Raw genomic sequence first — 23,023 nt, 5'->3', positions numbered from 1 at the left:
GGCGAATGCTTCGGCGATTGCTTATATCTTGCCCGCCAGGCTGATGCCTATCGTACGCGGCGCAACCCGGAAACCTTCCGATACCGATTGCACGTTCGGACGCTGGATCACCTTATCGCTATTCGTTGCATTCTTGACAAACAAGGTCAGTTCCCATCGATCGAAGGTAGCGCCGACGCTGGCGTCAATCGTGCTGTAGGCCGGACGCTGGTAATCCGGATCGGTGGCCACCAGGGTGCCGTGGCTGCTGCCGGTCCAGTGTGCGGCGGCGCGGGCAAAGCCGTAATAATCGCCAGTCAGGTTGAAGGTATATTGGCCGGTCAGGCTAAGGTTGTATTTGGGTACACCTTGGATTTGATCTCCTGCATGCGCTTTCAACGACGGTACGTCAGACGACAAGGTCGCATTGGTGTAACCACCGGACAGGCCGAGCACTATGTTGGAACTCGGCTTGCCTTTGATCTCGAACTCCGCGCCATAGCTCTTGGCCTTGCCGACATTGGTTTCGTAATCAAAGCCGCAACCGGGTAACTGGATATCTTGCTGCAGGCCGTCCCACTGGATATAAAACACGGATGCATTGACCGACAGCCGATTCCCCAGCAGACGCGACTTGCTGCCCAGTTCATAGCTCCACAGTTTGTCGGACTTGAATGAAGTCGGCGCTTCGGTAATGCCGAGATTGGCGAAGTCGGCCGCGCACAGCGTCGCCGGAATCGGACGGGTATTGCCGCCCAGGCGGAATCCTTCGGTGGCCGAGGTGTACACGGTGTTGTTCGGATCGACTTCCCAGATCAGCGAGTACTTCGGCGTAAACGCCGAGGAATTGTTGCTGACCGATGAGCTGGTCGGGCCGCCGTTCCAGTAAAAGTCGCCATTGCGGCTCAAGCTGTCGGTGGCTTGCAGGTAACGCATGCCGACTGTGCCGTGCAAGTTCGGCATGAAATAGTAGTTCAGCTCGCCGAATACTGCTTTCTGCTCGGTATGGTAATGCCGCTCGCTGAAGTAGGAATTGTCGTTCGGGAAGGCGATTCCAAGCTGGCTCGGATCGGCCGGATTGGCGCCAAAAGCCGCGTAGGTCGCATTCAGGCCGAAAATCGGTTCGTTGTCGGTCACGTTGGTATGCAGGTTAGCGTAGTAGACGCCGCCCAGCCAGGTGAAGGGCGATACTTTCTGGTCATACGGCTTGGAGGTGACGCGGAACTCTTGCGAGAACTGCCGCACTTGGTTCTGCAGGTACACTGCCGACGGCAAGGCGCCGATCGCGGCTGCCAGGCCAGGCGGCGTAGCCGGCACCGCGAAACCCAGGTTGTTGACCGTGGTGCCGTCCTGGGTGCGGTTGAAGGTGCGATGGTAGAAGCTGGAAACCGAGATCAGGTCGGCCTTGCCCATGTCGTAGTTGACGGTCAGGCTGGGCACCAGCAAACGGTCGTTGCCGGGCTCGCGCACCAGCTTGCTGGTCTGGTTCTTGGGCAAAGCCAGGTAAGACGCGTCGATATCCTTGGAATTGACTTCCTGGTAGAACACCGAGGGCGTGAAGCTCAGGTTGCGGGTCGGCTGCCATTTCATCGCCAACTTGACCACGCTTGAATCCTGGGAGTTGACGCCGGAAGCAATCACATTGCCGGTGGTTGGCGATACTTGGTCGATATAGCCGCTCTCATGGCCGGTCTGGACGCCGATGCGCAGCGCCAGTTCGCCCGGGATCAAGGGCTGGTTGACGACGCCGTTGACCGTGTAGTTGGTACCGCCGCCCTTGGTCCCCGAGGTTTCAGAATAGAAGCTGGCTTCGCGCTCCTTCAGGTTGGGCTGATTGCTGATGAACTTGATAGTGCCGCCCATCGAACTGGCGCCATACAGCGTGCCTTGGGGGCCGCGCAGCACTTCGATGCGGTCGATGTCGAAGAACTTAGGTTCGGAACTGCCCATGCTGTACAGGTTACGCGTGGTCATCGAAACGTCGTCCAGGTACACACCAACAGTGGCTGAACCTGCGGCCGAACTGATGCCGCGGATTTCGATATTGCTCAGCCCTGCCCCCGCGCCGCTGGCGCCGGAGAACGAAATATTCGGCATGGCCCGCGTCACATCGGCAAAGTTGTTGATATGCGCAGACTGCAACTCCTCGCCGCTGATCACCGAGATGCTGAGCGGCACCTTGCTGGCGTCTTCCTTGCGCTTTTGCGCGGTGACGAGCACTGCTTCAATCTGCTCGCTCTGCTTAGCTGATTTTTTTGTCTCAGGCGCGGCGGCTGTATCGGCGCCTGCTGGCTGCTGTTGTGCCGAAGCCGTGGCTAACCACAATGTTGAAGTGACTGCGGCCACAGCAATCTTGCAGGTCAAATTCGCGGAACTAAGTCTCATTGTTTTATAACCCCTTTGGATACAGTGATAAGCAGCGAAGAAAATGTGCTTGTCAGCAATATTTGTGCCACGCGATGCCGCCCTGCAAAAAGGGGCAATCAAAGGAGGGAATCAATACGGGCGGCAATGCAACGCACTCAAAACCAGCGTGCGGCTTTGGTGTCACGTTCTGGTGCGGCTTGCACCAAAGCAAATACGCAGCCGCACATCCGCGATTGACAATGGCAATCTGGCAAACTGGGCTACAATTTCCGACTAGACCAATATCGCAACAACAGGAGCATTGACCATGATTGTCTTGATTACTGGCGCAACCGCTGGCTTCGGCGCCGAAATGGCACGTAAATTCACCAAGAACGGCCATCGGGTCATCGCCACCGGCCGCCGCAAGGATAGACTGGACCATCTGGCCGCCGAACTGGGTGCGGCAGTCCTGCCTATCGTCATGGATGTTACCGACAAAGCTTCGATCAGTAGTGCGCTGGCAGCCCTGCCGCCGGAATGGCAGGAAATCGAGGTTCTGGTCAACAATGCCGGCCTGGCGCTGGGCGTGGAATCGGCGCAGCAAGCCTCGCTGGAAGAATGGGAAACCATGATCGAAACCAATTGCAAGGGCCTGGTGACCATGACCCGTCTGGTATTGCCTGGCATGGTGGCGCGCGGCCGCGGCACTGTGATCAACCTTGGCTCTATCGCCGGCGAATACCCTTACCCGGGTGGCAACGTGTATGGCGCCACCAAGGCTTTCGTCAAGCAATTCACGCTGAATCTGCGCGCCGACCTGGTCGGCACTGGCGTGCGCGCAACCGACATCGCGCCGGGCTTGTGCGGCGGCACCGAGTTTTCGAACGTGCGCTATCGCGGCAACGACGAGGCCGCCGCCAAGGTCTATGAAGGCACGCAGCCCCTGACGCCGGGCGATATCGCCGACACCGCTTACTGGGTCGCAACCTTGCCCGCCCACATCAATATCAACCGCATCGAAATGATGCCGACCTGCCAGGGTTTTGCTGGCATGAGCATCAAGCGCAATTGAGTAGGCAACTAAGTAGGCAACTAAGTAAGAAGTAAGTCGAAAAGCAGGCTCAAGCGGCTGCAGCGCAACTCACGGCTGTAGCCTGCTCCCTATTCCCTCACACTCAATATCTGAAACGCAATACAACCGATGAGCAAGATAACCTCCGCCCCGCATGCAGACTTTAGCTGGCGTATCCGGGTGTACTACGAAGATACCGATACCGGCGGCGTGGTTTTTTATGCCAACTATCTGAAATTTTTCGAGCGCGCCCGCACCGAATGGCTACGCGCTGCGGGTGTCGGCCAGCGCACGCTGGAACAGACTGATGGCGTCATGTTTGTCGTGAAAAGCACCGCCGTCGACTACCATGCACCGGCCAAGCTGGACGATGAGCTGGAGTTGACCGTGGTGGTCGAGCGTCTCGGCCGCGTGGCGGTGGATTTCATTCAGCAAGCCTGGCGCCTGGGCGAGGGCGAACCGGTTTTGCTGGCGACCGGCCGCATCAGCGTGGTCTGCGTCAATGCCGTCAGCTTCCGGCCGCAAGCCATCCCGAAACAGGTATTGCACAACATCAAGCCCAGCGCCGGCCACGGCGCATCCGTATCGGCAGCGGCATGAATCTTGCGTTGCTGCATTCGATGAAAATAGTGCATTAAGGCAATTCTGGCGCCGCAATGAACCTTCGCCTGGCTGGCACGGTCTGAGCAACGTTGCAACAAACCCGGGGGTGAGCTGGGGTAAGCGATAACGTCCGGTAACAATTCCTTCGCCAATTGCCAATTTTGCGGCAAGCACTTTACGTTTACAATTCGTTGTTTAAGTCTTTTACTTAAACCTAAGACCATTCCTCAAGACCGCTATCCATGACTGTCACCCAAGATCTTTCGTTTATTACCCTAATTACCAATGCATCTGTATTAGTACAGCTGGTCATGGCGCTGCTGCTGGCAGTTTCCCTCATGAGCTGGACTTATATTTTCCGCAAGATGTTTGCCATCCGCAGCGCTCGCTCGCAGACGGAAGATTTTGAGCGCGCATTCTGGTCCGGCGGCAACCTGAGCACGCTGTACCAGGACGCCACCTCGAATCGCCGCAAAAGCGCAGGGAAAACCGGCGCCCTGGAACGGATTTTCGAAGCCGGCATGGGCGAGTTCAACAAGGTCAAGGCCTCGCTCGGCAATAAGGGCGGCGATTCCGCAGCCTTGCTGGATGGCGCACGGCGCGCCATGCGCGCGGCTTACCAGCGTGAGATGGATGCGTTGGAGTCACATCTGGCCTTCCTCGCCTCGGTCGGTTCGGTATCGCCATATGTCGGTCTGTTCGGCACGGTGTGGGGCATCATGAACGCCTTCCGCGGCTTGGCAAACGTACAGCAAGCGACGCTGGCGGCGGTTGCGCCTGGCATCGCCGAAGCCTTGATCGCCACCGCGATCGGCTTGTTTGCAGCGATTCCGGCGGTGGTTGCCTACAACCGCTTTTCGCATGATGTCGATCGTCTGGCTATCCGCTTCGAGAGCTTTATCGAAGAATTCTCCAATATCTTGCAACGTCAGGCGCACTAATGTCGGGCCCCTCATCCATGCGCGGCGGCCGCACCCGCAAATTCAAGGCGGATATCAACGTTGTCCCGTACATCGACGTGATGATGGTGTTGCTGGTGATTTTCATGGTCTCGGCGCCACTGACCAACCCTAGCGTGATCAATTTGCCGAATGCGGCGAAATCGGCAACGCCGCCGACTGAGTACATCGAGATCACGTTGAAACCCGATGAGCAGACCAGTATCCGCATTAACGGTCAGAAAAGCGGCCTCGGCAAGGCGGAAAGCGTTCCACGCAATGGCTTGAAACAAAAACTGCAAGTCTTGCATGAGGACAAACCCGACATGCCGGTGATGATTTCCGCCGACAAGGATATTAAATACGACGAAGTGATCAAGGTCATTTCGGAAGCCAAGATGCTTGGCATTAACCGCGTCGGACTAGCGACAAAGTGACGATCTGGTTATGACAGGCAACTCCCCGTATTCCGTACCAAAAGAACCCGGCAGCATCCGCGCCATCACCCTTGCAGCGGCAGTGCATGCCGCCTTGTTTGCATTCCTGTGGTTTGGCATTCACTGGCAGAGCCAGCAGCCGATAGCGGTCGAGGCCGAAGTCTGGAGCCCGCAAATCAAGGACGCCGCCCCCACTCCGCCGGAACCGACGCCGGAGCCGACACCTGAACCTAAACCGGAACCTGTAATCCAGGAAACCACGCCGCCGAAGGTGGTAACGCCGCCGTTGCCCAATCCGGAAATCGCGCTGGAACAAGAAAAGAAACGTAAAGAGCAGGAACGCAAGGAGCTGCAACGCCAGGAAGAACTGGAAAAGCAGAAGCAATTGCAAAAACAGCAAGCCGAGGAAGAACGCAAGGACAAGTTGAAAGCCGAGGCTGAGCAAAAGGCAGCCAAGGAAAAAGCCGCGGCCCAGGACAAACAAAAACTGGACGCAGCCAAAAAGGCCGAAGCCGACGCCAAGAAGAAGCAAGCGGCAGCCGACGCAGCCGCTGAAACCAAACGGCGCAGCGATGAGATGAAACGCATGTTGGGCCAGGCAGTTGGCAATGGCCCGGCCAACAGTACCGGCACCGCAGCCCAGTCGCAAGGGCCGCGCGGCGATCCTGGCTATGGGCAAAAGGTCGGCGCCAAGATCAAGTCGAACATCAACTTTAATGTTCCCGAAGGCTTGGCAGGAAACCCGGCAGTGGAATTTGATGTCCAATTGCTTCCGGACGGTTCGGTAGCAAGTGTGCGCCTCAGAAAATCCTCCGGAGTTTCCGGTTTTGACGAGGCGGTAAAACGAGCGATTGAGAAATCGGCGCCTTATCCCAAAGACAAAACGGGTTCTGTACCTTCCAGTTTTATCGGAATCCATAAACCGAAAGATCAGTAAGCTATGAAAAACAAATTGCACCAACTCTTCGCGGTCATCGGACTTGCGCTTACCGCCTTGGTATTCAGCGCTCCGGCAAATGCCCAATTGCGCATCGAAACTTCCGGCGTCGGCGCCACCCAGATCCCGATCGCGATTGCCGGCTTCAGCAACGAAAACCTGGCGCCGCAACAGGTTACCGCCATCATCAAAGCTGATTTGGAGCGCAGCGGATTTTTCAAGATTATTGATACCGGTGATGTCATCTCCGAAACCACCCAAGTCAACCTGGGCGATTGGAAAGCACGCGGCGCCGATGCCTTGGTAGTCGGCAGCGTGCAGCGCCTGGCCGATGGCCGTTTCGATGTCCGTTACAAGCTGATGGATACAGTCAAATCGGCCCAGCTATCCGGACTGGCAATGGCAGCCCCGCCAGAACGTACGCGCACCACCGCTCACAAGATCGCTGACGACATTTATGAAAAGCTGATCGGTGGGCGCGGCGCGTTCGCCACCCGTATCGCCTACATCATCAAGGCTGGTAAAGAGTACCGACTGGAAGTCGCCGATGCCGACGGCGAAGGCACCCAGGTTGCGCTGCGCTCCAACGAACCTATCATTTCGCCAGCCTGGTCGCCGGACGGCACCAAGGTCGCCTACGTTTCGTTTGAAGCCAAGAAACCGGTGGTCTACGTGCAGAACCTGATTACCAAACAGCGCATCGTAGTGGCCAACTACAAGGGCAGTAATTCCGCACCATCCTGGTCGCCGGACGGCAGCAAGCTGGCGATCGCGCTGGCGCGTGACGGCCTGACCCAGGTGTATGTGGTGAATGCCGACGGCGGCGGCTTGCGGCGCCTGACCCAGACCAACGGCATCGACACCGAACCGCAGTTTTCGGCAGACGGCCAAAACATCTACTTCACCAGCGATCGCAGCGGCGGCCCGCAAATCTACAAGATGAGTGCCAACGGCGGCGACGCTCAGCGCGTGACATTCGGCGGCAGCTACAATATCAGCCCGCGGATTTCCCCCGACGGCAAGACATTGGCGTATATTTCGCAGCGCAGCGGCCGCTTCCAGCTATATGCGCTGGATCTGGGCAACGGCCAGGAGCAGCGCTTGTCGGATACCGTCAAAGATGAGTCCCCAAGTTTTTCGCCGAACGGCAAATACATCATGTACGCCACAGAATCAGGACGCCGCGGCTCGCTGGCAGTGGTCTCGGTTGACGGCCGCGTCAAACAGCGCTTAACTATGCAAGCAGGCGATATACGGGAGCCTACTTGGGGTCCATTCATGAAATAATCACGCTATTACTCTTTACTTTGTACCGACGTTCGTTTCCCACTCTGGAGAATTAAAAAATGCTAAATATCAGAAACTTTGCCCTTATCGTTGCTAGCGCCATTTTGCTGGCAGCCTGCTCCTCCCCTGTCAAGCTGGAAGATAAGGCAGCCCCAGTCGTCGAGAGCGGCGCCGGCGGCGCTGATACCCGTTCCGTCAATACGGTTGACGCCGGCTCCACCGATCCGTTGAACCAGCCAGGCGGCATCCTCTCCAAGCGCAGCATCTACTTTGACTTCGATAGCTACATCGTCAAAGACGAATTCAAGTCTGTGGTCGAAGCACACGCGCAATACCTGAACAGCCACAAGAATCGCAAGATCATCATCCAAGGCAATACCGATGATCGCGGCGGCCGTGAATACAATCTGGCGCTGGGACAAAAACGTGCTGAAGCAGTGCGCAAGGCATTGGTATTGTTAGGCGTGTCGGATACTCAGGTTGAAGCGGTTTCGCTGGGCAAGGAAAAACCTAAGGCACTCGGCAGCGACGAAGCGTCTTACGCTGAAAACCGCCGCTCCGACATCGTTTATCAATAATGATGCGGACGTTCTTCAAAGCCACGATGACTGCGGCCATGCTGGCCGCGGTTTGTTTCGCTCCGACCGCCCACGCCGGGCTGTTTGACGACGATGAAGCGCGTCGGGCGATATTGGATATACGCGCTAAGATCGATGCGGTGAATGCCAGGGTCGACGCCAAGGCGGACAAAAGCAGTTCCTTGAATTTGTCCGATCAGAATGATCGCCTGAATCAGGAAATCGCCAAGTTGCGCGGACAGATCGAAGTCCTGACCAACGAACTGGCCAATACCCAGCAGCGGCAGAAAGATTTCTACGTCGACCTGGATACCCGCTTGCGCAAGCTGGAGCCGCAAAAGGTCAGCGTCGATGGCCAGGAAGTCAGCATCGGCGCCAACGACCAGAAGGCCTACGACGCCGCGCTGGCGACCTTCAAGGCCGGCGACTATAAAACTGCAGCAACGGCGTTTTCGAATTTCGTGCGCTCCAGCCCGGATTCGGGCCTGGCGCCGTCCGCGCAGTACTTTCTGGGCAATACGTATTACGCCCTGCGAGATTACAAGAATGCGATTGCTGCGCAACAGGTGGTTGTCAGCAAGTACGCCGACAATCCCAAGGCCGCCGATGCACTGTTGACTATCTCCAGCTGCTACACCGAGCTGAAGAACAAACCTCAGGCCAAGCGCGCATTGGAGCAACTGCTGTCGCAATATCCAAACACGCCGGCAGCACAGACCGCAAAAGAGCGCCTGGCCACGCTCAAGTGAGCAGTAAAATTTATTTTTGCAGATTGTGTAAATAAAAGTGCATATGGGTTTGACACCTCATATGCACTTTGTCTATAATAGCGGTCTTTCGGGTCGTTAGCTCAGCTGGTAGAGCAGCGGACTTTTAATCCGTTGGTCGCAGGTTCGAATCCCGCACGGCCTACCACGAATAAGTTGTACAGATAGGGCTCCCAGCAATGGGGGCCTTTTTCTTTATCCCTACTCAGCAGCTACTCAGTTTCGCGATTCGTAACCAGTTCCGCAAAATTTGAATTGGCAAAGTCATTTCTACTCTGTTCGCTTTGCTCAATCTGACTGGCTCGAGCAAGGTTTGTCGTTAGCATGCAACAACGCAGCAACAACGCAGCAACAACGCATGCACAGAAATTAAAAACAAAAAAGGCCCGCATTTCTGTGGGCCTCATCAAATAAATTACGCGCTACGAATTTGCTACAGCAAATTGTGAAGACTGGAACTGGCGCGGAGTTTCAGTCTCATTCCACGCCGCGAGCCGGCTCTGCAACGTTCGCACGACTCAGCAGCATGTAAAGAATCAGCTCCTTGTCCAGGGCAATTTACGGACTAAGGAGCTGATTTTATTTATAGGCAAAAGTATAGGCAAAAACGGGTCAGCAACGAACAACATTGGTGTCATTGCAAGACCCCGCCCACGCCTATTGTCGATGAGCGCGCGGAATGTGATTTGTTTCGCGCTTCATTGGCACAAAACTAGCTGGTGTAGGCGCCCTTATACCAACCTTCACCATCCCAGCACCACTCGGTCGTTTGGCTACCAGTGGTTGCATAGACGCGGATATGGATAGTGCTTCCGTTCAACCAGCTGGTTGCAGAGGCATTTTCACCTGGCTGCTTAAAGGCGCCTGTGTACCAACCCTTCGACCCGTCGTAGCAACGTTCAGTGATTGTAGAGCCATTGGAAGTATAAACACGGATCGACGGCGAGCTGGTTCCCCATGAAACGGCAGCAGTTTGAGTTGACATTTTTAAACTCCTAGTGTGAGTTGAATAAAGTGACGAACTAAAACACTTCAGTGATCACGACGTACGCGTCACTGCGATGATGCCCATTCAGAGTAGCAAGCGACTAGCGAAATAAACACCTGTCAACTTTCACAGCTAGCGGATGCAGGCATGATTTTGCGAACGCTGGATCCGGGGTCAATACAGTTTGGCTGGATGAGAAATGATGAGTCACCAAATCATCGACCGCGGTTTTTGTATTGCTGCAAAGTCTCCTCTCCCACCTCAAAGTCCTGCGCCGCCGACACGTTAGTTGCAAATAATTTCCGTCCGGCTATGCACTTTCGAATTTTATGTTGATTAACACCATCCACCCTCTTGAAACGCTTCGCGATTGCCTGATCAAAATCCTGTAATCCGCATAAATAAAGGGATTTCATCCATGATCGATAAATTCGAACATATATCCCTATTTTTTCCGTTTTTCTTTTGATTTAGCAACGTGCATACTTCATCCAGTTACTTCAACACTGCCTCCAGCGCAACCATTCTTCATAGTGAAAAATGGCGCAGGATGTGCCAACTACATGCGATAACCAACGGAGAAAATCATGCTTCAAATTCGTAAAAGCAAAGAACGCGGCGTTGCCGATCATGGCTGGCTGAATTCGCACCATACATTTTCGTTCGGCCATTATTTCGATGCGCAGCACACCGGCTTCGGACCGCTGCTGGTGATCAACGAAGACCGCGTGCAGGCCGGCAAGGGTTTCGGAACGCATGGCCACAGCGATATGGAAATCATTTCCTATGTACTGGACGGTGCCTTGGAACACAAGGACAGCATGGGTACCGGCTCGGTCTTGCATTACGGCGATGTGCAAAGAATGAGTGCCGGCACCGGCGTGCGTCACAGTGAATTCAATCACTCGGCGACAGCGCCTGTGCACTTCCTGCAGATCTGGATTCAGCCGAATGTCAAAGGGATTGCGCCGAGTTATGAAGAAAAGCATTTCACTACCGAGCAAAAACAAGGGCAGCTACGCCTGATCGCGTCAGCCGATGGACGTGATAACTCGGTGTTGATACATCAGGATGCATCGATTTATGCGGCCATCCTGAACGGCGGCCAGCCGCTGCAACACGCGCTGGCAAATGGGCGCACTGCTTATGTGCATTTGATTCGCGGCCGTCTCAGCGTCAACGGCGCGGAGTTGAACGGTGGCGATGCGGTGAAGCTGACGGCCGAAACGTTGATCACACTGGCCAATGCCGAAGCTGCGGAAGTGCTGCTGTTCGATCTGCCCTATTGATCTTGGGTTCTGATTGGTAGAAGTTCAGGCATGAAGTGATATACGCCGGACAGTTTCTTGCTGTCCGGCCTATTTTTTCAGAGCGCACCCGGCACATGCCGGATCAAACGCGCCATCGCGTCGCTGTTGCGCATGCGCTCCATCCACCAGCTCAAGGCGGCGCCCTCATCGCCGGTGCGCCAGGCCAGTGAAAACGTTTCATCCGGTTTCGGCTCTTCCACTTCTTTCACGATCAGGGCGCCCGCAGCAATCGCCGCTCGCGCGCACGGCTCCGGTAAAAAACCGAAACCGATACCTGCCAGCTGCAAGTCGTATTTGCTGCGCATGTCGGGCACCGTCAGTGTGTCTTGTCCAAACAGCAGACCCACCGTGCGCGACGCCATCTTGCGCGCCGAATCCGCCACGCTGATGGCGCGATGCGGCAGCAGTTCCGCCTTGCCCAGCACGCGCTTCACCTTGGCCAGCGGATGCTTCGGCGCCACCACGAACACAAAAGAGATAGTGCCCATCGGTTGGGCGATATAACCGCCGCCTGCAGGCCCCTGCCCTGGCGCTGCAATCAGCAAATCGACGCGGCGCTCCAGCAAGGCTTCCCAGTTGCCGGCCAGCGATTCCCTGGCGATGCGCAAACGGGTCTTTTCCGCAATCTCGCAGAAAGCGGCGATATCCGATTCCAGAGCGTTCACCGAAAATAATGAGTCTATGCATATCGTCAATTCGGTTTCCCAGCCGGAGGCAACACGGCGCACCCGATGCTCCAGATCTTCCGCCGCCTTCAGCAGATAGCGCCCCTCCTTGAGCAATTCTGCTCCGGCGCGCGTCAACACTACTTTCGGTCCCTGGCGTTCGAACACCTGCACGCCAAGGTCTTGTTCCAGTTTCGACACGGTATAGGAAATCGTTGAAGGCACCCGGTGCAACTCGCTGCCGGCTGCGGAAAACGATCCGCGCCGATCGATGGCGTCGAGAATCAACAGCGCATCGAGACTGATTCTAAACATGGAACTCCTGGTAGAGAGAAGAAGACTGGAAGATGGCTAGAAGCGGACTAAGAGTCGATCGCGTGACCAGCGGCGATCCAGGCATCGATGCCGCCTGACAGCGGCCGCACCTTCTTGTATCCCCGCTGCATCAGCTGCTTGGCGACCAAAGCCGCCGAGGCTTCGTTCGGACAAGCACAGTAGACGATCACTTCCTCGTCCATCGGCGCATCGAAGACGAAGCTATGAATTTCCTGATGTGAAATAGTGCGTGCGCCAGGAATCCGCCCGGCCTGTTGCGACGCCGGCGAACGTATATCGACAATGGCCGGAGTGACTCCCTGTTTGAACAACTGATCCAGTTCGTCCACTGTGATGCGCGCCATGCGCAAAGACATGCGGAAACGCCGGCGCTGCCACCATTTGCTGGCGACAAAAATCGCAAATCCGGCGGCGACCAGCAACATGCCGTATTGGCCAAGCTCGGTCAGCACGTTCAATAAATCGTCGATGGTGGTGCTGAACAGCGAGCCGAGGAAAATCGCCAGACCGGCCCACAAGGCCGCGCCTATACCGTCGTAGATAACGAAAGTCGTGCGCCTGGTGCCGATGGTGCCGGCCAGTGCGCTGGCGATGGATGCGAAGCCGGGAATGAATTTGGCCAGCAGCAGCGAGCGTGCTCCCCAGCGCGAATAGATCGTTTCGGTTTGCCGCACGCAGGAATCCGGCGACAGGGAAATGCGGCACAGCGTCGACAGCACTTTCCTGCCATAACGCCGCCCCGCGAGAAACCAGAGATAGTCGGCGATCAGCGCCGCGACTACCGCGGTGAGCAGCAACACCGGCGCCGAGTAGTCGCCCCGGTGCATCAAGGCGCCCGTAATCACCAGGGTAGGATAAGCCGGTACCGGCGCTCCCAGTTGTTCCGCCAGCACATTGAAAAATACGATGACCAGCCCATATTGCTCAATCAAATGAAACAAATAGGTCATCTCTTTCGTCGCCTCATCGCCATGTCAAGAATTGCCAGATCGGCAATATTAGAATACTTAAGTAAATTCCTTAAACATTATAAAGTTGATGGCGATCCGACTTCGGTCTTTTCTGAAAGATATTCTGTGCCAGCCAGCCAAGCCAGTATCGCGGCCGGCAACAACAGCGCCAGAAACAGCAAGTACTTGTAGGCGAACGCACCGCTTATCGCACCGACGCCGAACGCCACCACCGGCCAAAAGAATTTGACGCAGCGCTGGCGCACATTGTCATCCGCCGCAGCGCGCAGGATATCGACCAGATCAATCACCAGTTGGGTGACATTGCCGGTCATCACCGTGGTCGGCGTCAAGTGTTGCAAGATCAGGCGGCTGCTGGCGTTTTGCACGCCCATGCTGGCAGCGCCGAACACGCCGGCCAGCAAAGCCAGCGGCGCTCTCGCATCGCGCACCGGTTCGATCAGATACCCGGCGGCCATGAAACATAGCAAAAAAATCAATTGCAGCAGCAACAGATAAGGCATGGGCGACTTGCCGCCGCGCTCCAGCCAGACCACCGCCATGCGCGTCAGCGCCACGGCGAATATGAAAGCCGGGAACGCCAGCAACTTGATCAGCACGCCGTGCGAGGGGTTGGCCAGCTCGCTGCCGATCAGTACGAAGTTACCGGTAACGTGCGCGGTGAACAAGCCGAACAAGGCGATAAACCCCACGGTATCGACGTAACCGGCCAGAAAGCTCAGTGCGACCGCTTGTTGCGTCTTGCGATTTTCCTGCATTATGCTCTCCTGTCAAACCTGACCCGCAACCACGTAGCCCAGTGTCATCGCCACCACCAGCAAGGCGCCGACCGGTGTCGGCGGCGTCGGCGATGGCAGATCGAACCAGCGGCAGAGCGCGCCTACCAGCAGCCCCAGGATCACACCCAGCATCAAGGCAATCATGATTTTTCCTCGGGCGCGGCGCGAGTTTCCAGGTAACGACCCACCAGCCAGTAGCCGCTGCTCATCATGAAAACCAATAGCGCCCCGCTTAGCACCGGCGGCGAAGGCACCGGAATCTGCGCCAGACGACAAGCGGCGCCGACCACAAACGACAGCAGCAAACCCAAAAATATCTTTGTATAGCGCATGATGATCCTCGATGGCAAACGGACATCGCAAAGAGGTCCGTGACAAGTTTAAAAAGCGAAACAGCTGCAGCCTAGTGCACCCCAAAATCCGGAATAATCGGAGATCGGCACGGTCGATTTCCTGGCCGCGTCATGCGCATGGGCGTGCACGCCGCAAGCGCCTGCGCACTGGTGTGGCAAAGCCTGACGCTGTTGCGGCACAGGACGATAATGTCCCGGCACATTTTTCACCGGCGACCAATCCGGCAATACCGGAATCGGCGGCGGCGCCAGCGGAGCGAATTCCGCCGTACCGTAGACGATCTTGCCGCCGACTACCGTCAACACCGATTCCAGCGCCTTGATGCTGTCTTCATCGATCGCAAAAAAATCCGCCGACAACACGGCCAGATCGGCCAGTTGTCCTTCCTTGATACGGCCTTTCTTGCCCTGCTCGCTGGAGAACCAGGCACTGCCGGCGGTCCACAATTCCAGCGCGGTATCGCGTGATAACTGCCCGGCCGTGTCGTACAAACGCATGCCGCCGACGGTGCGCCCCGACACCAGCCAGTACAGTGCGGTCCAGGGGTTGTAACTAGCCACGCGGGTAGCGTCGGTGCCGGCGCCGACCGGCACTCCCATTTCCAGCATGCGTGCTACCGGCGGCGTGTGTTTGGCCGCTTCGGCGCCATAGCGCTCGGCAAAATATTCGCCCTGGAACGCCATCCGATGCTGGATCGCGATGCCGCCGCCAAGCGCCCGCACGCGTTCGATATTGCGCGGCGTGATGGTTTCCGCATGGTCGAAAATCCAGTGCAAGCCGTCGAAAGGAATTTCGCGGTTCACTTTTTCAAACACATCCAGCATGCGGCTGATCGATTCGTCATACGTCGCATGCAGACGGAACGGCCAGCGTTGCGAGACCAAATGGCGCACCACCTTTTCCAACTCGTCTTCCATGCCGGCCGCCAAGTCCGGGCGCGGCTCCAGGAAGTCTTCAAAGTCTGCCGCTGAAAACACCAGCATTTCGCCGGCGCCGTTATGGCGGTAAAAATCATCGCCATGACCTGGTGCGATCATGTCCGTCCATTTCTGGAAATCTTCCAGTTCCTGCCCTTTACGCTGGGTGAACAGGTTGTAGGCAATGCGTATGGTGAGCTGCTGATCACGCGCCAGCTGATCGATGATGGCGTAGTCTTCCGGGTAATTCTGGAAACCGCCGCCGGCGTCGATGGCGCTGGTGACTCCGAGCCGGTTCAGCTCGCGCATGAACTGGCGGGTAGAGTTGACTTGCTGCTCGTGCGGCAGCGCCGGCCCCTTGGCCAAGGTGGCGTACAGGATCATGGCGTTCGGTTTGGCGATCAGCATGCCGGTCGGATTGCCGCTGGCGTCGCGCTGGATTTCGCCGCCCGGCGGATTCGGCGTGTCCTTGGTATAACCGACGGCGCGCAAGGCGGCGCGGTTGAGCAAGGCGCGGTCGTACAGATGGAGAATGAACACCGGCGTATCAGGCGCGGCGGCATTGATTTCTTCCAGGGTCGGCATGCGCTTTTCGGCGAACTGGAATTCAGTCCAGCCGCCGACCACCCGCACCCACTGCGGATGCGGGGTGCGCAAGGCCTGCTCTCTCAACATGCGCAAGGCGTCCGCCAGCGATGGCACGCCCTCCCAGCGCAATTCCAGGTTGTAGTTGAGGCCGCCGCGGATCAGATGAATATGCGAGTCGTTCAAGCCGGGGACCACGGTGCGGCCGTTCAAGTCAATCACCTGGGTAGCCGCGCTGCGATGACGCATCACCTGTTCGGCGTCGCCGACTGCAATAAATTTACCGTCCTGGATAGCCACTGCCGTCGCCAGCGGCTGCGTCTTGTCGACCGTGTGAAAGCGGCCGTTCAACAAAATCATGTCTGCATTCATGCTCGTCTCCTTGATCTCTGCAAATCGATCACAGCCCGGCAAACAATTGGCCGGGCCGCGTTGCCTTAATGTCCTTCAGAAGCATTGAACATAGTCTTGGCATAGATCAGGCCGAGGCCGTAACCGCCGCCATGTGCGATCGAGGTGGCCACGGTTTCATTGTAGGTTTCGGCGCGCGCCCAGTCGCGTTGCAATTCCAGCAGATACTGCAGCGATGTCATGGGACGTGCGCCTTGCTGGATCATGCGTTCCACCGCGCGCTGGTGCGCTTCATCGGAGACGTCGCCGCTGGCGTCGGTAATCACGTACACCTCAAATCCCTGATCGAGAGCCGATAAGGCCGGCCCGACGATGCACACCGAAGTCCACAAGCCGGCCAGTACGATCTTGCCCTTGCCGATGGCGTTGACGCGCTCCGCGATGCGCGCATCTTCCCAAGTATTCATGGTAGTGCGGTCGATCACTTCGTGCTCTGGAAACACGGTTTTGATTTCGTCGAAGATAGGACCCGAAAACGATTTCTCGGCGACCGTAGTCAATATGGTCGAAACCTTGAATTCCTTGGCGGCCTTTGCCACCAACGCTACGTTATTGCGCAAGGACACCAGATCGATGGATTTGGTGGCGAACGCCATTTGCGATTGATGATCGATCATGATCAAGGTGTGGTTAGCAGGATTTAGCAATGTGCTGCCGGCCTGGGCGAGTGCGATTGGCATGATGTTTTCTCTCAGTGTGCGATAAATTCGAAACTGCAATAAAATCCGATTTAGCTTCATTGACGCCTGAATATCTAGGTGACCGCCAATGAAATGCAGTATGAGCGAGAGAAAATCAAAAGAAAAACGGAAAATTTATTGATCAACAATCGAATTTATCGATCATTGCACTATCAACATCTAAAACCAGAAGATGCGCTTGCCGATCGCATCTCCAGCAATTTCATTCAGGCGAGTTCATTCAAGCCACTTCATCCAGAAGCGCATGGCCATATATAGTAAAACGGCTTTTACCCTGGCGCTTGGCCTGGTACATGGCTTCGTCGGCGTGGCGTAATGCGGCGTCCCATTCCAGATTTTCGGCCTGGCACAAAGCTATGCCGATGCTGCAGCCGATGCCGTCGCCAATCGCGGCGACGCGGCTGACAATGCGGCCGGCAACCGCGGTTGCGATGGCTTGGACGCCGGCGGCAGGAGCCACCAGGCACACCACGAATTCGTCGCCGCCGACGCGCCCGGCGATATCGCTATCCCTTAGCACCGACCTGAGGGCGGCAGCCACCTTGACCAGCACGGTGTCGCCGCGGTCATGCCCCAGATTGTCGTTAATCCGTTTAAATCCATCCAGATCAATGAACAACAGCGCCACCGCCTGGCGGCCGGGAAAATCGCGACTACGCAGGGTTTCCGCCAGTTCGAGAAACAGCGAGCGGCCGGGCAGACCGGTGAGATCGTCCAGCCGCACCTGATCCATCCGCACTTCCAGCATGGCGTTGTTGAGCGCCAGCAGGCGGGCGTCATGCACCGTCTTCAGATAGACCTGGTTGATTTCACGCAGATAGATCAGCAGCAGCACCATGGCCAAAATCAGGGCGTTGCCGCGGCCGACGTACCAGCCGATCGAAAACTGGCTGCCGCCCGCCATGGTGATGGCGTTATCGCATAGCAGTGCAATCAAGGCTACACCCAGCCACACATGCAACACCGCCCGGAAGCGCGTGGCCTGCCACAATATCAGCAAGGCCGTAGCAGTGATGAGCTGGAGCAGCGCGCCGACGCCGCTGTTGATCACGCGATGAAAATTACCGTTGTCGTCGAGCTGCGGCAATTGTGCATGGAATACGCTGACCGCGGCCAGGCTGGCAATCAGCGCCGCCGCCACCACTGCCATCAGCCGATGCGCCATGCGTTCGGGATGGCCAGCCGCCAGAGCCGGATCCCACCAACGGCTGGCGGCATAAGCCAGGATGCCCAGCGCCAGACCCGCATGCCAGAAAAACCACAGCCAGATCGCGCTCTGCGCCCCACCCAGCAATGCCCCTTGCGACAGGAACATACCAGGTAAAGCCAGGAATTGGGCAATCAGAATCCCGGTGCAATAAAAACAGCCGCCGCCGATATACAGCAAATCGAGCGCTCCGGTAGCACGGTAGTGGGCAAAAATCAGATAGGTAATGACGAGATAGGCGAGCACGGCCGCCGTCTGGTAGGAGGGGATGAAGGCCGGCATCGGCGCTCCCTTGATCGCCGCCAGCGGCAGCAACAGCAAGGTTCCCAGGGCAATAGCGATACAGGCCCACAGCGCGCTCCGCCGCTGTCGGCCAGTTGCCTGCCGCGTTGCTGGCGATACGCTTTTGTGGTGCCAGGCCGGCTTGGATACGGCATTGTTACCTGCGTTTGATGCGCGGTCGGTCATTGCCTGTTTTCTTTATAAAGCCCCTGAATGGCTTGATTTCCCCTCAGAAACCCTGCCACTATGCATCAAAATAATAGGTCAAATAACCGCAATGGGCTAGGGTCGCTTAACAAATCATTTGCAATTGATTTGCAATTGATTTGCAATTGATTTGGGAGATGCCTTCAAAACAGAAATAAGACTTGTCATACAATGGCTATCTCCTCCTACAGACCAAGGTATCACTCCAATGCGCGCTATCGAAATCACCCAACCCGGCGGCCCGGATGTATTGCAAGTCTGCGAACGCCCTATGCCGGCTTTCAAGCCCGGCGAAGTACTGATCAAGGTGCAAGCCGCCGGCGTCAACCGGCCCGACGTGTTCCAGCGCACCGGTAATTATTCACCGCCGCCGGGCGCATCCGATTTACCGGGGCTGGAGATCGCCGGTGAAATCGTCGACGGCGATTTCAGCAATAGCGCTTTCAAGAAGGGCGATCTGGTATGCGCCTTGGTTCAGGGCGGCGGTTATGCCGAATACTGCTGTGCCCCGAGCGCCCAGTGCCTGCCGCTGCCCGATGGCTGGAGCGCAGTGGAGGCGGCATCGCTGCCGGAAACCTTTTTCACGGTCTGGAGCAATGTCTTCGATCGGGCCAAACTGGCGAGCGGCGAAACCTTGCTGGTGCAGGGCGGCAGTTCCGGCATCGGCGCGGCGGCAATCCAGATCGCCACGGCGCTCGGCCATCGCGTATTTGCCACCGCCGGCTCGGATGAAAAATGCCGCGCCTGCGAAGCGCTGGGCGCCGAACGCGCCATCAATTACCGCAGCGAAGACTTCGCCGCCGTCATCAAGGCAGCTACCGACGGCAAAGGCGTCAACGTGATCCTGGACATGGTGGCCGGCGACTACGTGCCGCGTGAAATCAGCTGCCTGGCGGACGACGGCCGCCTGGTATTCATTGCCACCCTGGGCGGCGGCAGCGCGAATATCGATTTTCGCCAGATACTGATGCGGCGCCTGACGATTACCGGCTCCACCTTACGGCCGCGGCCAATCGCCTTCAAGGCCGCCATCGCAGCCCAATTGCACGAACGCGTCTGGCCACTGCTGGCGGCAAAAAAAATCAAACCGGTGATCTTCAAAACCTTCCCGCTTGAGCAAGCGGCGCAGGCGCATGCATTGATGGAAAGCAGTTCGCACATCGGCAAGATCATGCTAACCATATAAGCTGCTACAAGTAAAAAAAGCAGCCAGGCTGCTTTTTTACTTGTAGAACCGCAGAGCTAATCCAAGGGCACTGCGCGATAACGGTTGACTTCGGATGCACTCACAACCGGCGCCTTGTTGCCCCAGCTGTTGCGGATATACGAGACCACCGCTGCCACCTCGCCGTCGTTAAGCAATGGGCCGTAAGGCGGCATGCCGTAAGGACGCGGATTGGCGGCTGTGCTTGGCGCGAAGCCGCCATTCAGGACTACCCTGATCGCATTCACCGGCGAGGTCATGGTGATCGCGTGATTGCTTGCCAGCGGCGGATAAGCCGGCCACTGGCCTTTGCCGGAAGCCTGGTGGCAATCCGCGCAATGGTTCTTGTAGATCTTCCCGCCCAGCTCCAGAACGCTTGCCACCTGGTCAGGACTGGCGCGCTCTTTGACTTCTGACGCTTGCTTTTGACGCGGCAAGGATTTCAGGTAAACCGCCATCGCGCCGACATCTTCATCGTTCAGATGCTGCAAGCTGGCGCCCACTACTTCCGCCATCGGCCCCAGCACTGTGCCGCGTGGCGAGATGCCGTTTTTCAGTAAACCGGTGATGTGCTGGATATCCCAGTCGCCGAGGCCGATTTCCTCATCCGAGGTCAGCGATGGCGCATACCAGTTAACCACCGGAATAAAGCCTCCTCCCAGCTCGGCTTTCAAATCGGTACCGCCCAGCGCGTTGCGCGTGGTGTGGCAAGCACTGCAGTGGCCCAGCCCCTGCACCAGATACGCACCACGATTCCACTCCACCGATTGTTGTGTCTCGGCCTGATATACACCCGGCCGAAAATACAGGGCGCGCCAGCCATAGAGCAGGAACCGCTGGTTATAGGGAAAACGCAAATCGTGCTGCAGATTCTTTTGCGGCACCGGCGGCACGCTGCGCAGATAGGCAAACATGGCGTCGGCGTCGGCGCGTGTCACTTTGGTGTAGTTGGTATAGGGGAAGGCCGGATACAACAAGCTGCCGTCCTTCGATTTGCCGTTATGCAGCGCCTGCCAGAAATCGTCGGCCGACCAGTTGCCGATGCCGCTTTCTTTATCAGGCGTCACATTCGGCGAATAGACGGCGCCGAATGGCGTCTGTATCGCGCGCCCTCCCGCCAGTTCCCTGCCGCCGCGTGCGGTGTGGCAAGCCACGCAATCGCCGGTACGCACCAGGTAAGCGCCGCGCGTAACCTGCTCGGCGGGATTGACCGCGGCTGCAGGCTGCGGCTGCGCGGCGCGGTCATCAACATTGAGCATTGCCAGTACCCCCACTGCCAGCGCGATCAGCAGCACCAGAGCAGCTATTCCCCACTTGAATATCCGTTTCATTCTTCGCTCCGCTTTATCAGTTGGGGACACTGCCGCAAGCAAGCGGCAGTTTGACCGAGGCGGGAGCAACTGCGGCAGCGCCTGCAGGCACCGGCTGCGCAGCCAGCCACGCTGAGACCGCAGCGATATCTTCGGCACTCAGGCGTTGCACCACCTGCGCCATGCAATCGGGCGCCAGCGCATGACGCGCACCGCTTTTCCAGGCGCCGATCTGGCCCACCAGATAGTCGCGCGGCAAACCGAGCAAACCCGGCGTAGCCGGCAAGACGCCGGTCATGGCGCTGCCGTGGCAGGCGATGCAGGCTGGGATCTTCTTGCCGGGATCACCCTTGTTGACCAGAGTCTCGCCGCGTTCGCGTACCGCGTTCGACTGATCAAAGGGTTGCGGCGCCGGATAAGGCGGATGCTGGTCCGCAAAATACTGGGCGATTTCTTGCAGATAAGCGTCGGACAGATGATCGACCAGATAAGTCATCATCGGATATTGACGGCGTCCTTCGCGAAAATTATGCAGCTGGTTATAGAGATAACCGGCCGGCTTGCCGGCGATACGCGGGTAATAGCCATTGTTGGTAGCGCGCCCCTGCTCGCCATGACAGGCGGTACATGCGGTGAGGCGCTGCTTGATGGTATCGGGAACAGCGCCGGCGTCGACCTCTGCCGCAGAGACGGGGGCGGGGACGAGGACGGAGACGGCCAGCAAGGCCGCGGCAAGAAAAAACAGGAACTTCGAGCCAAGATGGCAGGTACTGCCCGCGACCCGGCCGCTGACCGGTCTTACCGAAAGAATCGACATGATTTTCCTGCCTTTTTATGTTGCTGCATTTTTTAGGGAGGGCATTCAGGCATCGATTATAAACTAGCAAGTAACTAGCTAGTAAGGCTGACAGACGCTGTTTTGGCTGGACAAATTGTCCCAGGCCGCGGCCGCGCTGGAACAACCAGGGATCATCACTTTGGCGTCTTGGGCGGCACCAATGGCTGGTCGATCGTGGTGCCCGGTTCGTTCACATACATTTGCTCTTCGACGATATCCAGCTGCTGGCTGCCATCGAGTGCATGCCCGGTCCATCTTTCAGCCGGATTCACCGGCTGCATCTTCTTTTTCTTGTCGGGATTGGAAGCAGTCGAAACATGTTTGATTTTTCCCATCGCAGTCTCCTCTATCAGATTGCCAAACTTAGTTGCCAAACTTCCTTGGCCTTTTCATTCAATATAGGACGTTCGCTGCCTGGCGCATAGCAAAGAATCCACGACATCAACAAAAACGCCGCTCCAGATTCGCATCTGGAGCGGCGTTTTAATGTTAAATATCTCAGTATTAAGTCAGTATCAGATCAGCGCTCGTAGTAATCGCCGCGATACGGCTGCCGATAATATTCACGGCTTTCGACATACGCCGGGGCTGGCCGGTAATACACAGGCTGCGGCTGGTAATACACCGGGGCCGGCCGATAGTAGACCGGAGTTGGCCGGTAGTACACCGGAGCTGGCTGTGCATAATATGCTTGCTCGGGTTCATAATAAGCTCGTCCGCGATCATAGTAACCACGATCGTCCTGGCGATAGCCGCCGGAAGTGGCGCCCACCGCGGCGCCGAGCACACCGCCGACGATCGCGCCGTTACGGCCGCCCACCGCACCGCCGATGACTGCGCCAGCCACCGCACCGATGGCAGTATTGGCGCCGTCGTCGTAAGCCATGGCTGAGGTTGAAACTGCCGCAGTTGTGCTGGCCAGCAGTGCAATGCATATCCATTTTTTGTACAGCATGATTGACTCCTTTAAGGGTCGTATAGTCACAGCCCGCCAACCAACCGCCACCAACT

Annotated in this window: 24 protein-coding genes and 1 tRNA gene; 11 read left to right on the top strand and 14 right to left on the bottom strand. The window is 57.2% G+C overall.

Going from position 1 to position 23,023, the window contains the following annotated elements:
• Positions 1-21: 21 nt before the first annotated feature.
• Positions 22-2,364: a TonB-dependent receptor gene (locus VNZ60_RS01975; RefSeq protein WP_325656657.1), complete on the bottom strand. Its 2,343-nt coding sequence runs from the start codon at positions 2,362-2,364 to the stop codon at positions 22-24.
• A gap of 289 nt (positions 2,365-2,653) precedes the next feature.
• Here VNZ60_RS01975 and VNZ60_RS01970 point away from each other — a divergent pair, with 289 nt between their 5' ends.
• From VNZ60_RS01970 to VNZ60_RS01930, 9 genes are all read left to right on the top strand, one after another.
• Positions 2,654-3,400, top strand: coding sequence for an SDR family oxidoreductase (locus tag VNZ60_RS01970; RefSeq protein ID WP_325656655.1), 747 nt, complete (start codon positions 2,654-2,656; stop codon positions 3,398-3,400).
• A gap of 129 nt (positions 3,401-3,529) precedes the next feature.
• On the top strand, positions 3,530-4,000 hold the full coding sequence (ybgC, locus tag VNZ60_RS01965) for a tol-pal system-associated acyl-CoA thioesterase (RefSeq protein WP_325656653.1): 471 nt from the start codon (positions 3,530-3,532) through the stop codon (positions 3,998-4,000).
• Between the two features lie 245 nt (positions 4,001-4,245).
• On the top strand, positions 4,246-4,944 hold the full coding sequence (tolQ, locus tag VNZ60_RS01960) for a protein TolQ (protein ID WP_325656652.1): 699 nt from the start codon (positions 4,246-4,248) through the stop codon (positions 4,942-4,944).
• On the top strand, positions 4,944-5,378 hold the full coding sequence (locus VNZ60_RS01955; RefSeq protein ID WP_325656650.1) for an ExbD/TolR family protein: 435 nt from the start codon (positions 4,944-4,946) through the stop codon (positions 5,376-5,378). Before tolQ ends, VNZ60_RS01955 begins: the two co-directional genes overlap by 1 nt.
• A gap of 10 nt (positions 5,379-5,388) precedes the next feature.
• Positions 5,389-6,315: a cell envelope integrity protein TolA gene (gene tolA, locus VNZ60_RS01950; protein ID WP_325656648.1), complete on the top strand. Its 927-nt coding sequence runs from the start codon at positions 5,389-5,391 to the stop codon at positions 6,313-6,315.
• Positions 6,316-6,318: 3 nt separating this feature from the next.
• Positions 6,319-7,602 (top strand): Tol-Pal system beta propeller repeat protein TolB, encoded by a 1,284-nt coding sequence (tolB, locus tag VNZ60_RS01945; RefSeq protein WP_325656647.1) that lies wholly within the window; start codon positions 6,319-6,321, stop codon positions 7,600-7,602.
• A 59-nt stretch (positions 7,603-7,661) separates the two neighbouring features.
• The gene (gene pal / locus VNZ60_RS01940) at positions 7,662-8,180 is read left to right on the top strand and encodes a peptidoglycan-associated lipoprotein Pal (protein ID WP_325656645.1); all 519 of its coding nucleotides are present in this window, start codon (positions 7,662-7,664) and stop codon (positions 8,178-8,180) included.
• Positions 8,181-8,182: 2 nt separating this feature from the next.
• Entirely contained in the window at positions 8,183-8,929 is a 747-nt protein-coding gene (gene ybgF, locus VNZ60_RS01935; protein WP_325656698.1) for a tol-pal system protein YbgF, read from the top strand.
• Between the two features lie 90 nt (positions 8,930-9,019).
• A tRNA-Lys gene (locus VNZ60_RS01930) sits at positions 9,020-9,095 on the top strand.
• A gap of 564 nt (positions 9,096-9,659) precedes the next feature.
• Here VNZ60_RS01930 and VNZ60_RS01925 read toward each other — a convergent pair.
• Positions 9,660-9,932, bottom strand: a complete 273-nt coding sequence (locus tag VNZ60_RS01925) for a fucose-binding lectin (protein ID WP_325656643.1) — start codon at positions 9,930-9,932, stop codon at positions 9,660-9,662.
• Positions 9,933-10,522: 590 nt separating this feature from the next.
• Between VNZ60_RS01925 and VNZ60_RS01920 the strand changes: the two genes are divergently transcribed.
• On the top strand, positions 10,523-11,224 hold the full coding sequence (locus VNZ60_RS01920; protein ID WP_325656641.1) for a pirin family protein: 702 nt from the start codon (positions 10,523-10,525) through the stop codon (positions 11,222-11,224).
• A gap of 77 nt (positions 11,225-11,301) precedes the next feature.
• Here VNZ60_RS01920 and VNZ60_RS01915 read toward each other — a convergent pair whose 3' ends face one another.
• The 8 genes from VNZ60_RS01915 to VNZ60_RS01880 all read right to left on the bottom strand — a co-directional run bounded on the left by VNZ60_RS01915 (position 11,302) and on the right by VNZ60_RS01880 (position 18,639).
• Positions 11,302-12,225, bottom strand: coding sequence for a LysR substrate-binding domain-containing protein (locus VNZ60_RS01915; RefSeq protein WP_325656639.1), 924 nt, complete (start codon positions 12,223-12,225; stop codon positions 11,302-11,304).
• A gap of 47 nt (positions 12,226-12,272) precedes the next feature.
• Positions 12,273-13,196 (bottom strand): DedA family protein/thiosulfate sulfurtransferase GlpE, encoded by a 924-nt coding sequence (locus VNZ60_RS01910; protein WP_325656637.1) that lies wholly within the window; start codon positions 13,194-13,196, stop codon positions 12,273-12,275.
• Between the two features lie 77 nt (positions 13,197-13,273).
• Positions 13,274-13,975: a YoaK family protein gene (locus VNZ60_RS01905; protein WP_325656635.1), complete on the bottom strand. Its 702-nt coding sequence runs from the start codon at positions 13,973-13,975 to the stop codon at positions 13,274-13,276.
• A 12-nt stretch (positions 13,976-13,987) separates the two neighbouring features.
• Entirely contained in the window at positions 13,988-14,140 is a 153-nt protein-coding gene (locus VNZ60_RS01900; RefSeq protein ID WP_325656633.1) for a DUF1427 family protein, read from the bottom strand.
• Complete coding sequence (locus VNZ60_RS01895) at positions 14,137-14,328, bottom strand: DUF1427 family protein (RefSeq protein WP_325656631.1); 192 nt, start codon at positions 14,326-14,328, stop codon at positions 14,137-14,139. The genes VNZ60_RS01900 and VNZ60_RS01895 overlap by 4 nt, the downstream gene beginning before the upstream one ends.
• 48 nt (positions 14,329-14,376) lie before the next feature.
• Entirely contained in the window at positions 14,377-16,224 is a 1,848-nt protein-coding gene (locus VNZ60_RS01890; RefSeq protein WP_325656629.1) for an amidohydrolase, read from the bottom strand.
• Between the two features lie 65 nt (positions 16,225-16,289).
• Positions 16,290-16,943 (bottom strand): hydrolase, encoded by a 654-nt coding sequence (locus VNZ60_RS01885; protein WP_325656627.1) that lies wholly within the window; start codon positions 16,941-16,943, stop codon positions 16,290-16,292.
• Positions 16,944-17,184: 241 nt separating this feature from the next.
• Positions 17,185-18,639 carry a GGDEF domain-containing protein gene (locus tag VNZ60_RS01880; RefSeq protein WP_325656625.1) on the bottom strand — a complete coding sequence of 485 codons (1,455 nt, stop codon included), beginning with the start codon at positions 18,637-18,639 and terminating at the stop codon, positions 17,185-17,187.
• A gap of 229 nt (positions 18,640-18,868) precedes the next feature.
• Here VNZ60_RS01880 and VNZ60_RS01875 point away from each other — a divergent pair, with 229 nt between their 5' ends.
• Complete coding sequence (locus VNZ60_RS01875) at positions 18,869-19,846, top strand: NAD(P)H-quinone oxidoreductase (RefSeq protein WP_325656623.1); 978 nt, start codon at positions 18,869-18,871, stop codon at positions 19,844-19,846.
• A 56-nt stretch (positions 19,847-19,902) separates the two neighbouring features.
• On the opposite strand, the gene VNZ60_RS01870 is transcribed toward VNZ60_RS01875, so the two are convergent.
• From VNZ60_RS01870 to VNZ60_RS01855, 4 genes are all read right to left on the bottom strand, one after another.
• Entirely contained in the window at positions 19,903-21,195 is a 1,293-nt protein-coding gene (locus VNZ60_RS01870; protein WP_325656621.1) for a c-type cytochrome, read from the bottom strand.
• 16 nt (positions 21,196-21,211) lie between these two features.
• Positions 21,212-21,991: a c-type cytochrome gene (locus VNZ60_RS01865; RefSeq protein WP_325656619.1), complete on the bottom strand. Its 780-nt coding sequence runs from the start codon at positions 21,989-21,991 to the stop codon at positions 21,212-21,214.
• A gap of 155 nt (positions 21,992-22,146) precedes the next feature.
• The gene (locus VNZ60_RS01860; RefSeq protein WP_325656617.1) at positions 22,147-22,347 is read right to left on the bottom strand and encodes a hypothetical protein; all 201 of its coding nucleotides are present in this window, start codon (positions 22,345-22,347) and stop codon (positions 22,147-22,149) included.
• Positions 22,348-22,532: 185 nt separating this feature from the next.
• Positions 22,533-22,967, bottom strand: coding sequence for a glycine zipper domain-containing protein (locus tag VNZ60_RS01855; RefSeq protein ID WP_325656616.1), 435 nt, complete (start codon positions 22,965-22,967; stop codon positions 22,533-22,535).
• Positions 22,968-23,023 lie beyond the last annotated feature (56 nt).

The organism is Collimonas sp. (assembly GCF_035566375.1).
GTDB lineage: Bacteria > Pseudomonadota > Gammaproteobacteria > Burkholderiales > Burkholderiaceae_D > Collimonas.
The sequence above is the reverse complement of the archived record's forward strand: the minus strand, read 5'-3'. Positions and strand labels throughout refer to the sequence as shown.

Excerpts from the sequence above, each read along its gene's own strand:
- VNZ60_RS01955 (WP_325656650.1), top strand. The coding sequence starts at position 4,944 with ATGTCGGGCCCCTCATCCATGCGCGGCGGCCGCACCCGCAAATTCAAG.
- VNZ60_RS01880 (WP_325656625.1), bottom strand. The coding sequence starts at position 18,639 with ATGACCGACCGCGCATCAAACGCAGGTAACAATGCCGTATCCAAGCCG.
- VNZ60_RS01925 (WP_325656643.1), bottom strand. The coding sequence starts at position 9,932 with ATGTCAACTCAAACTGCTGCCGTTTCATGGGGAACCAGCTCGCCGTCG.
- VNZ60_RS01920 (WP_325656641.1), top strand. The coding sequence starts at position 10,523 with ATGCTTCAAATTCGTAAAAGCAAAGAACGCGGCGTTGCCGATCATGGC.
- ybgC (WP_325656653.1), top strand. The coding sequence starts at position 3,530 with ATGAGCAAGATAACCTCCGCCCCGCATGCAGACTTTAGCTGGCGTATC.
- VNZ60_RS01910 (WP_325656637.1), bottom strand. The coding sequence starts at position 13,196 with ATGACCTATTTGTTTCATTTGATTGAGCAATATGGGCTGGTCATCGTA.
- VNZ60_RS01865 (WP_325656619.1), bottom strand. The coding sequence starts at position 21,991 with ATGTCGATTCTTTCGGTAAGACCGGTCAGCGGCCGGGTCGCGGGCAGT.
- VNZ60_RS01900 (WP_325656633.1), bottom strand. The coding sequence starts at position 14,140 with ATGATTGCCTTGATGCTGGGTGTGATCCTGGGGCTGCTGGTAGGCGCG.
- VNZ60_RS01885 (WP_325656627.1), bottom strand. The coding sequence starts at position 16,943 with ATGCCAATCGCACTCGCCCAGGCCGGCAGCACATTGCTAAATCCTGCT.
- VNZ60_RS01875 (WP_325656623.1), top strand. The coding sequence starts at position 18,869 with ATGCGCGCTATCGAAATCACCCAACCCGGCGGCCCGGATGTATTGCAA.
- tolQ (WP_325656652.1), top strand. The coding sequence starts at position 4,246 with ATGACTGTCACCCAAGATCTTTCGTTTATTACCCTAATTACCAATGCA.
- VNZ60_RS01890 (WP_325656629.1), bottom strand. The coding sequence starts at position 16,224 with ATGAATGCAGACATGATTTTGTTGAACGGCCGCTTTCACACGGTCGAC.
- VNZ60_RS01860 (WP_325656617.1), bottom strand. The coding sequence starts at position 22,347 with ATGGGAAAAATCAAACATGTTTCGACTGCTTCCAATCCCGACAAGAAA.
- ybgF (WP_325656698.1), top strand. The coding sequence starts at position 8,183 with ATGCGGACGTTCTTCAAAGCCACGATGACTGCGGCCATGCTGGCCGCG.
- VNZ60_RS01970 (WP_325656655.1), top strand. The coding sequence starts at position 2,654 with ATGATTGTCTTGATTACTGGCGCAACCGCTGGCTTCGGCGCCGAAATG.
- pal (WP_325656645.1), top strand. The coding sequence starts at position 7,662 with ATGCTAAATATCAGAAACTTTGCCCTTATCGTTGCTAGCGCCATTTTG.
- tolB (WP_325656647.1), top strand. The coding sequence starts at position 6,319 with ATGAAAAACAAATTGCACCAACTCTTCGCGGTCATCGGACTTGCGCTT.
- VNZ60_RS01905 (WP_325656635.1), bottom strand. The coding sequence starts at position 13,975 with ATGCAGGAAAATCGCAAGACGCAACAAGCGGTCGCACTGAGCTTTCTG.
- VNZ60_RS01895 (WP_325656631.1), bottom strand. The coding sequence starts at position 14,328 with ATGCGCTATACAAAGATATTTTTGGGTTTGCTGCTGTCGTTTGTGGTC.
- VNZ60_RS01975 (WP_325656657.1), bottom strand. The coding sequence starts at position 2,364 with ATGAGACTTAGTTCCGCGAATTTGACCTGCAAGATTGCTGTGGCCGCA.
- VNZ60_RS01915 (WP_325656639.1), bottom strand. The coding sequence starts at position 12,225 with ATGTTTAGAATCAGTCTCGATGCGCTGTTGATTCTCGACGCCATCGAT.
- tolA (WP_325656648.1), top strand. The coding sequence starts at position 5,389 with ATGACAGGCAACTCCCCGTATTCCGTACCAAAAGAACCCGGCAGCATC.
- VNZ60_RS01855 (WP_325656616.1), bottom strand. The coding sequence starts at position 22,967 with ATGCTGTACAAAAAATGGATATGCATTGCACTGCTGGCCAGCACAACT.
- VNZ60_RS01870 (WP_325656621.1), bottom strand. The coding sequence starts at position 21,195 with ATGAAACGGATATTCAAGTGGGGAATAGCTGCTCTGGTGCTGCTGATC.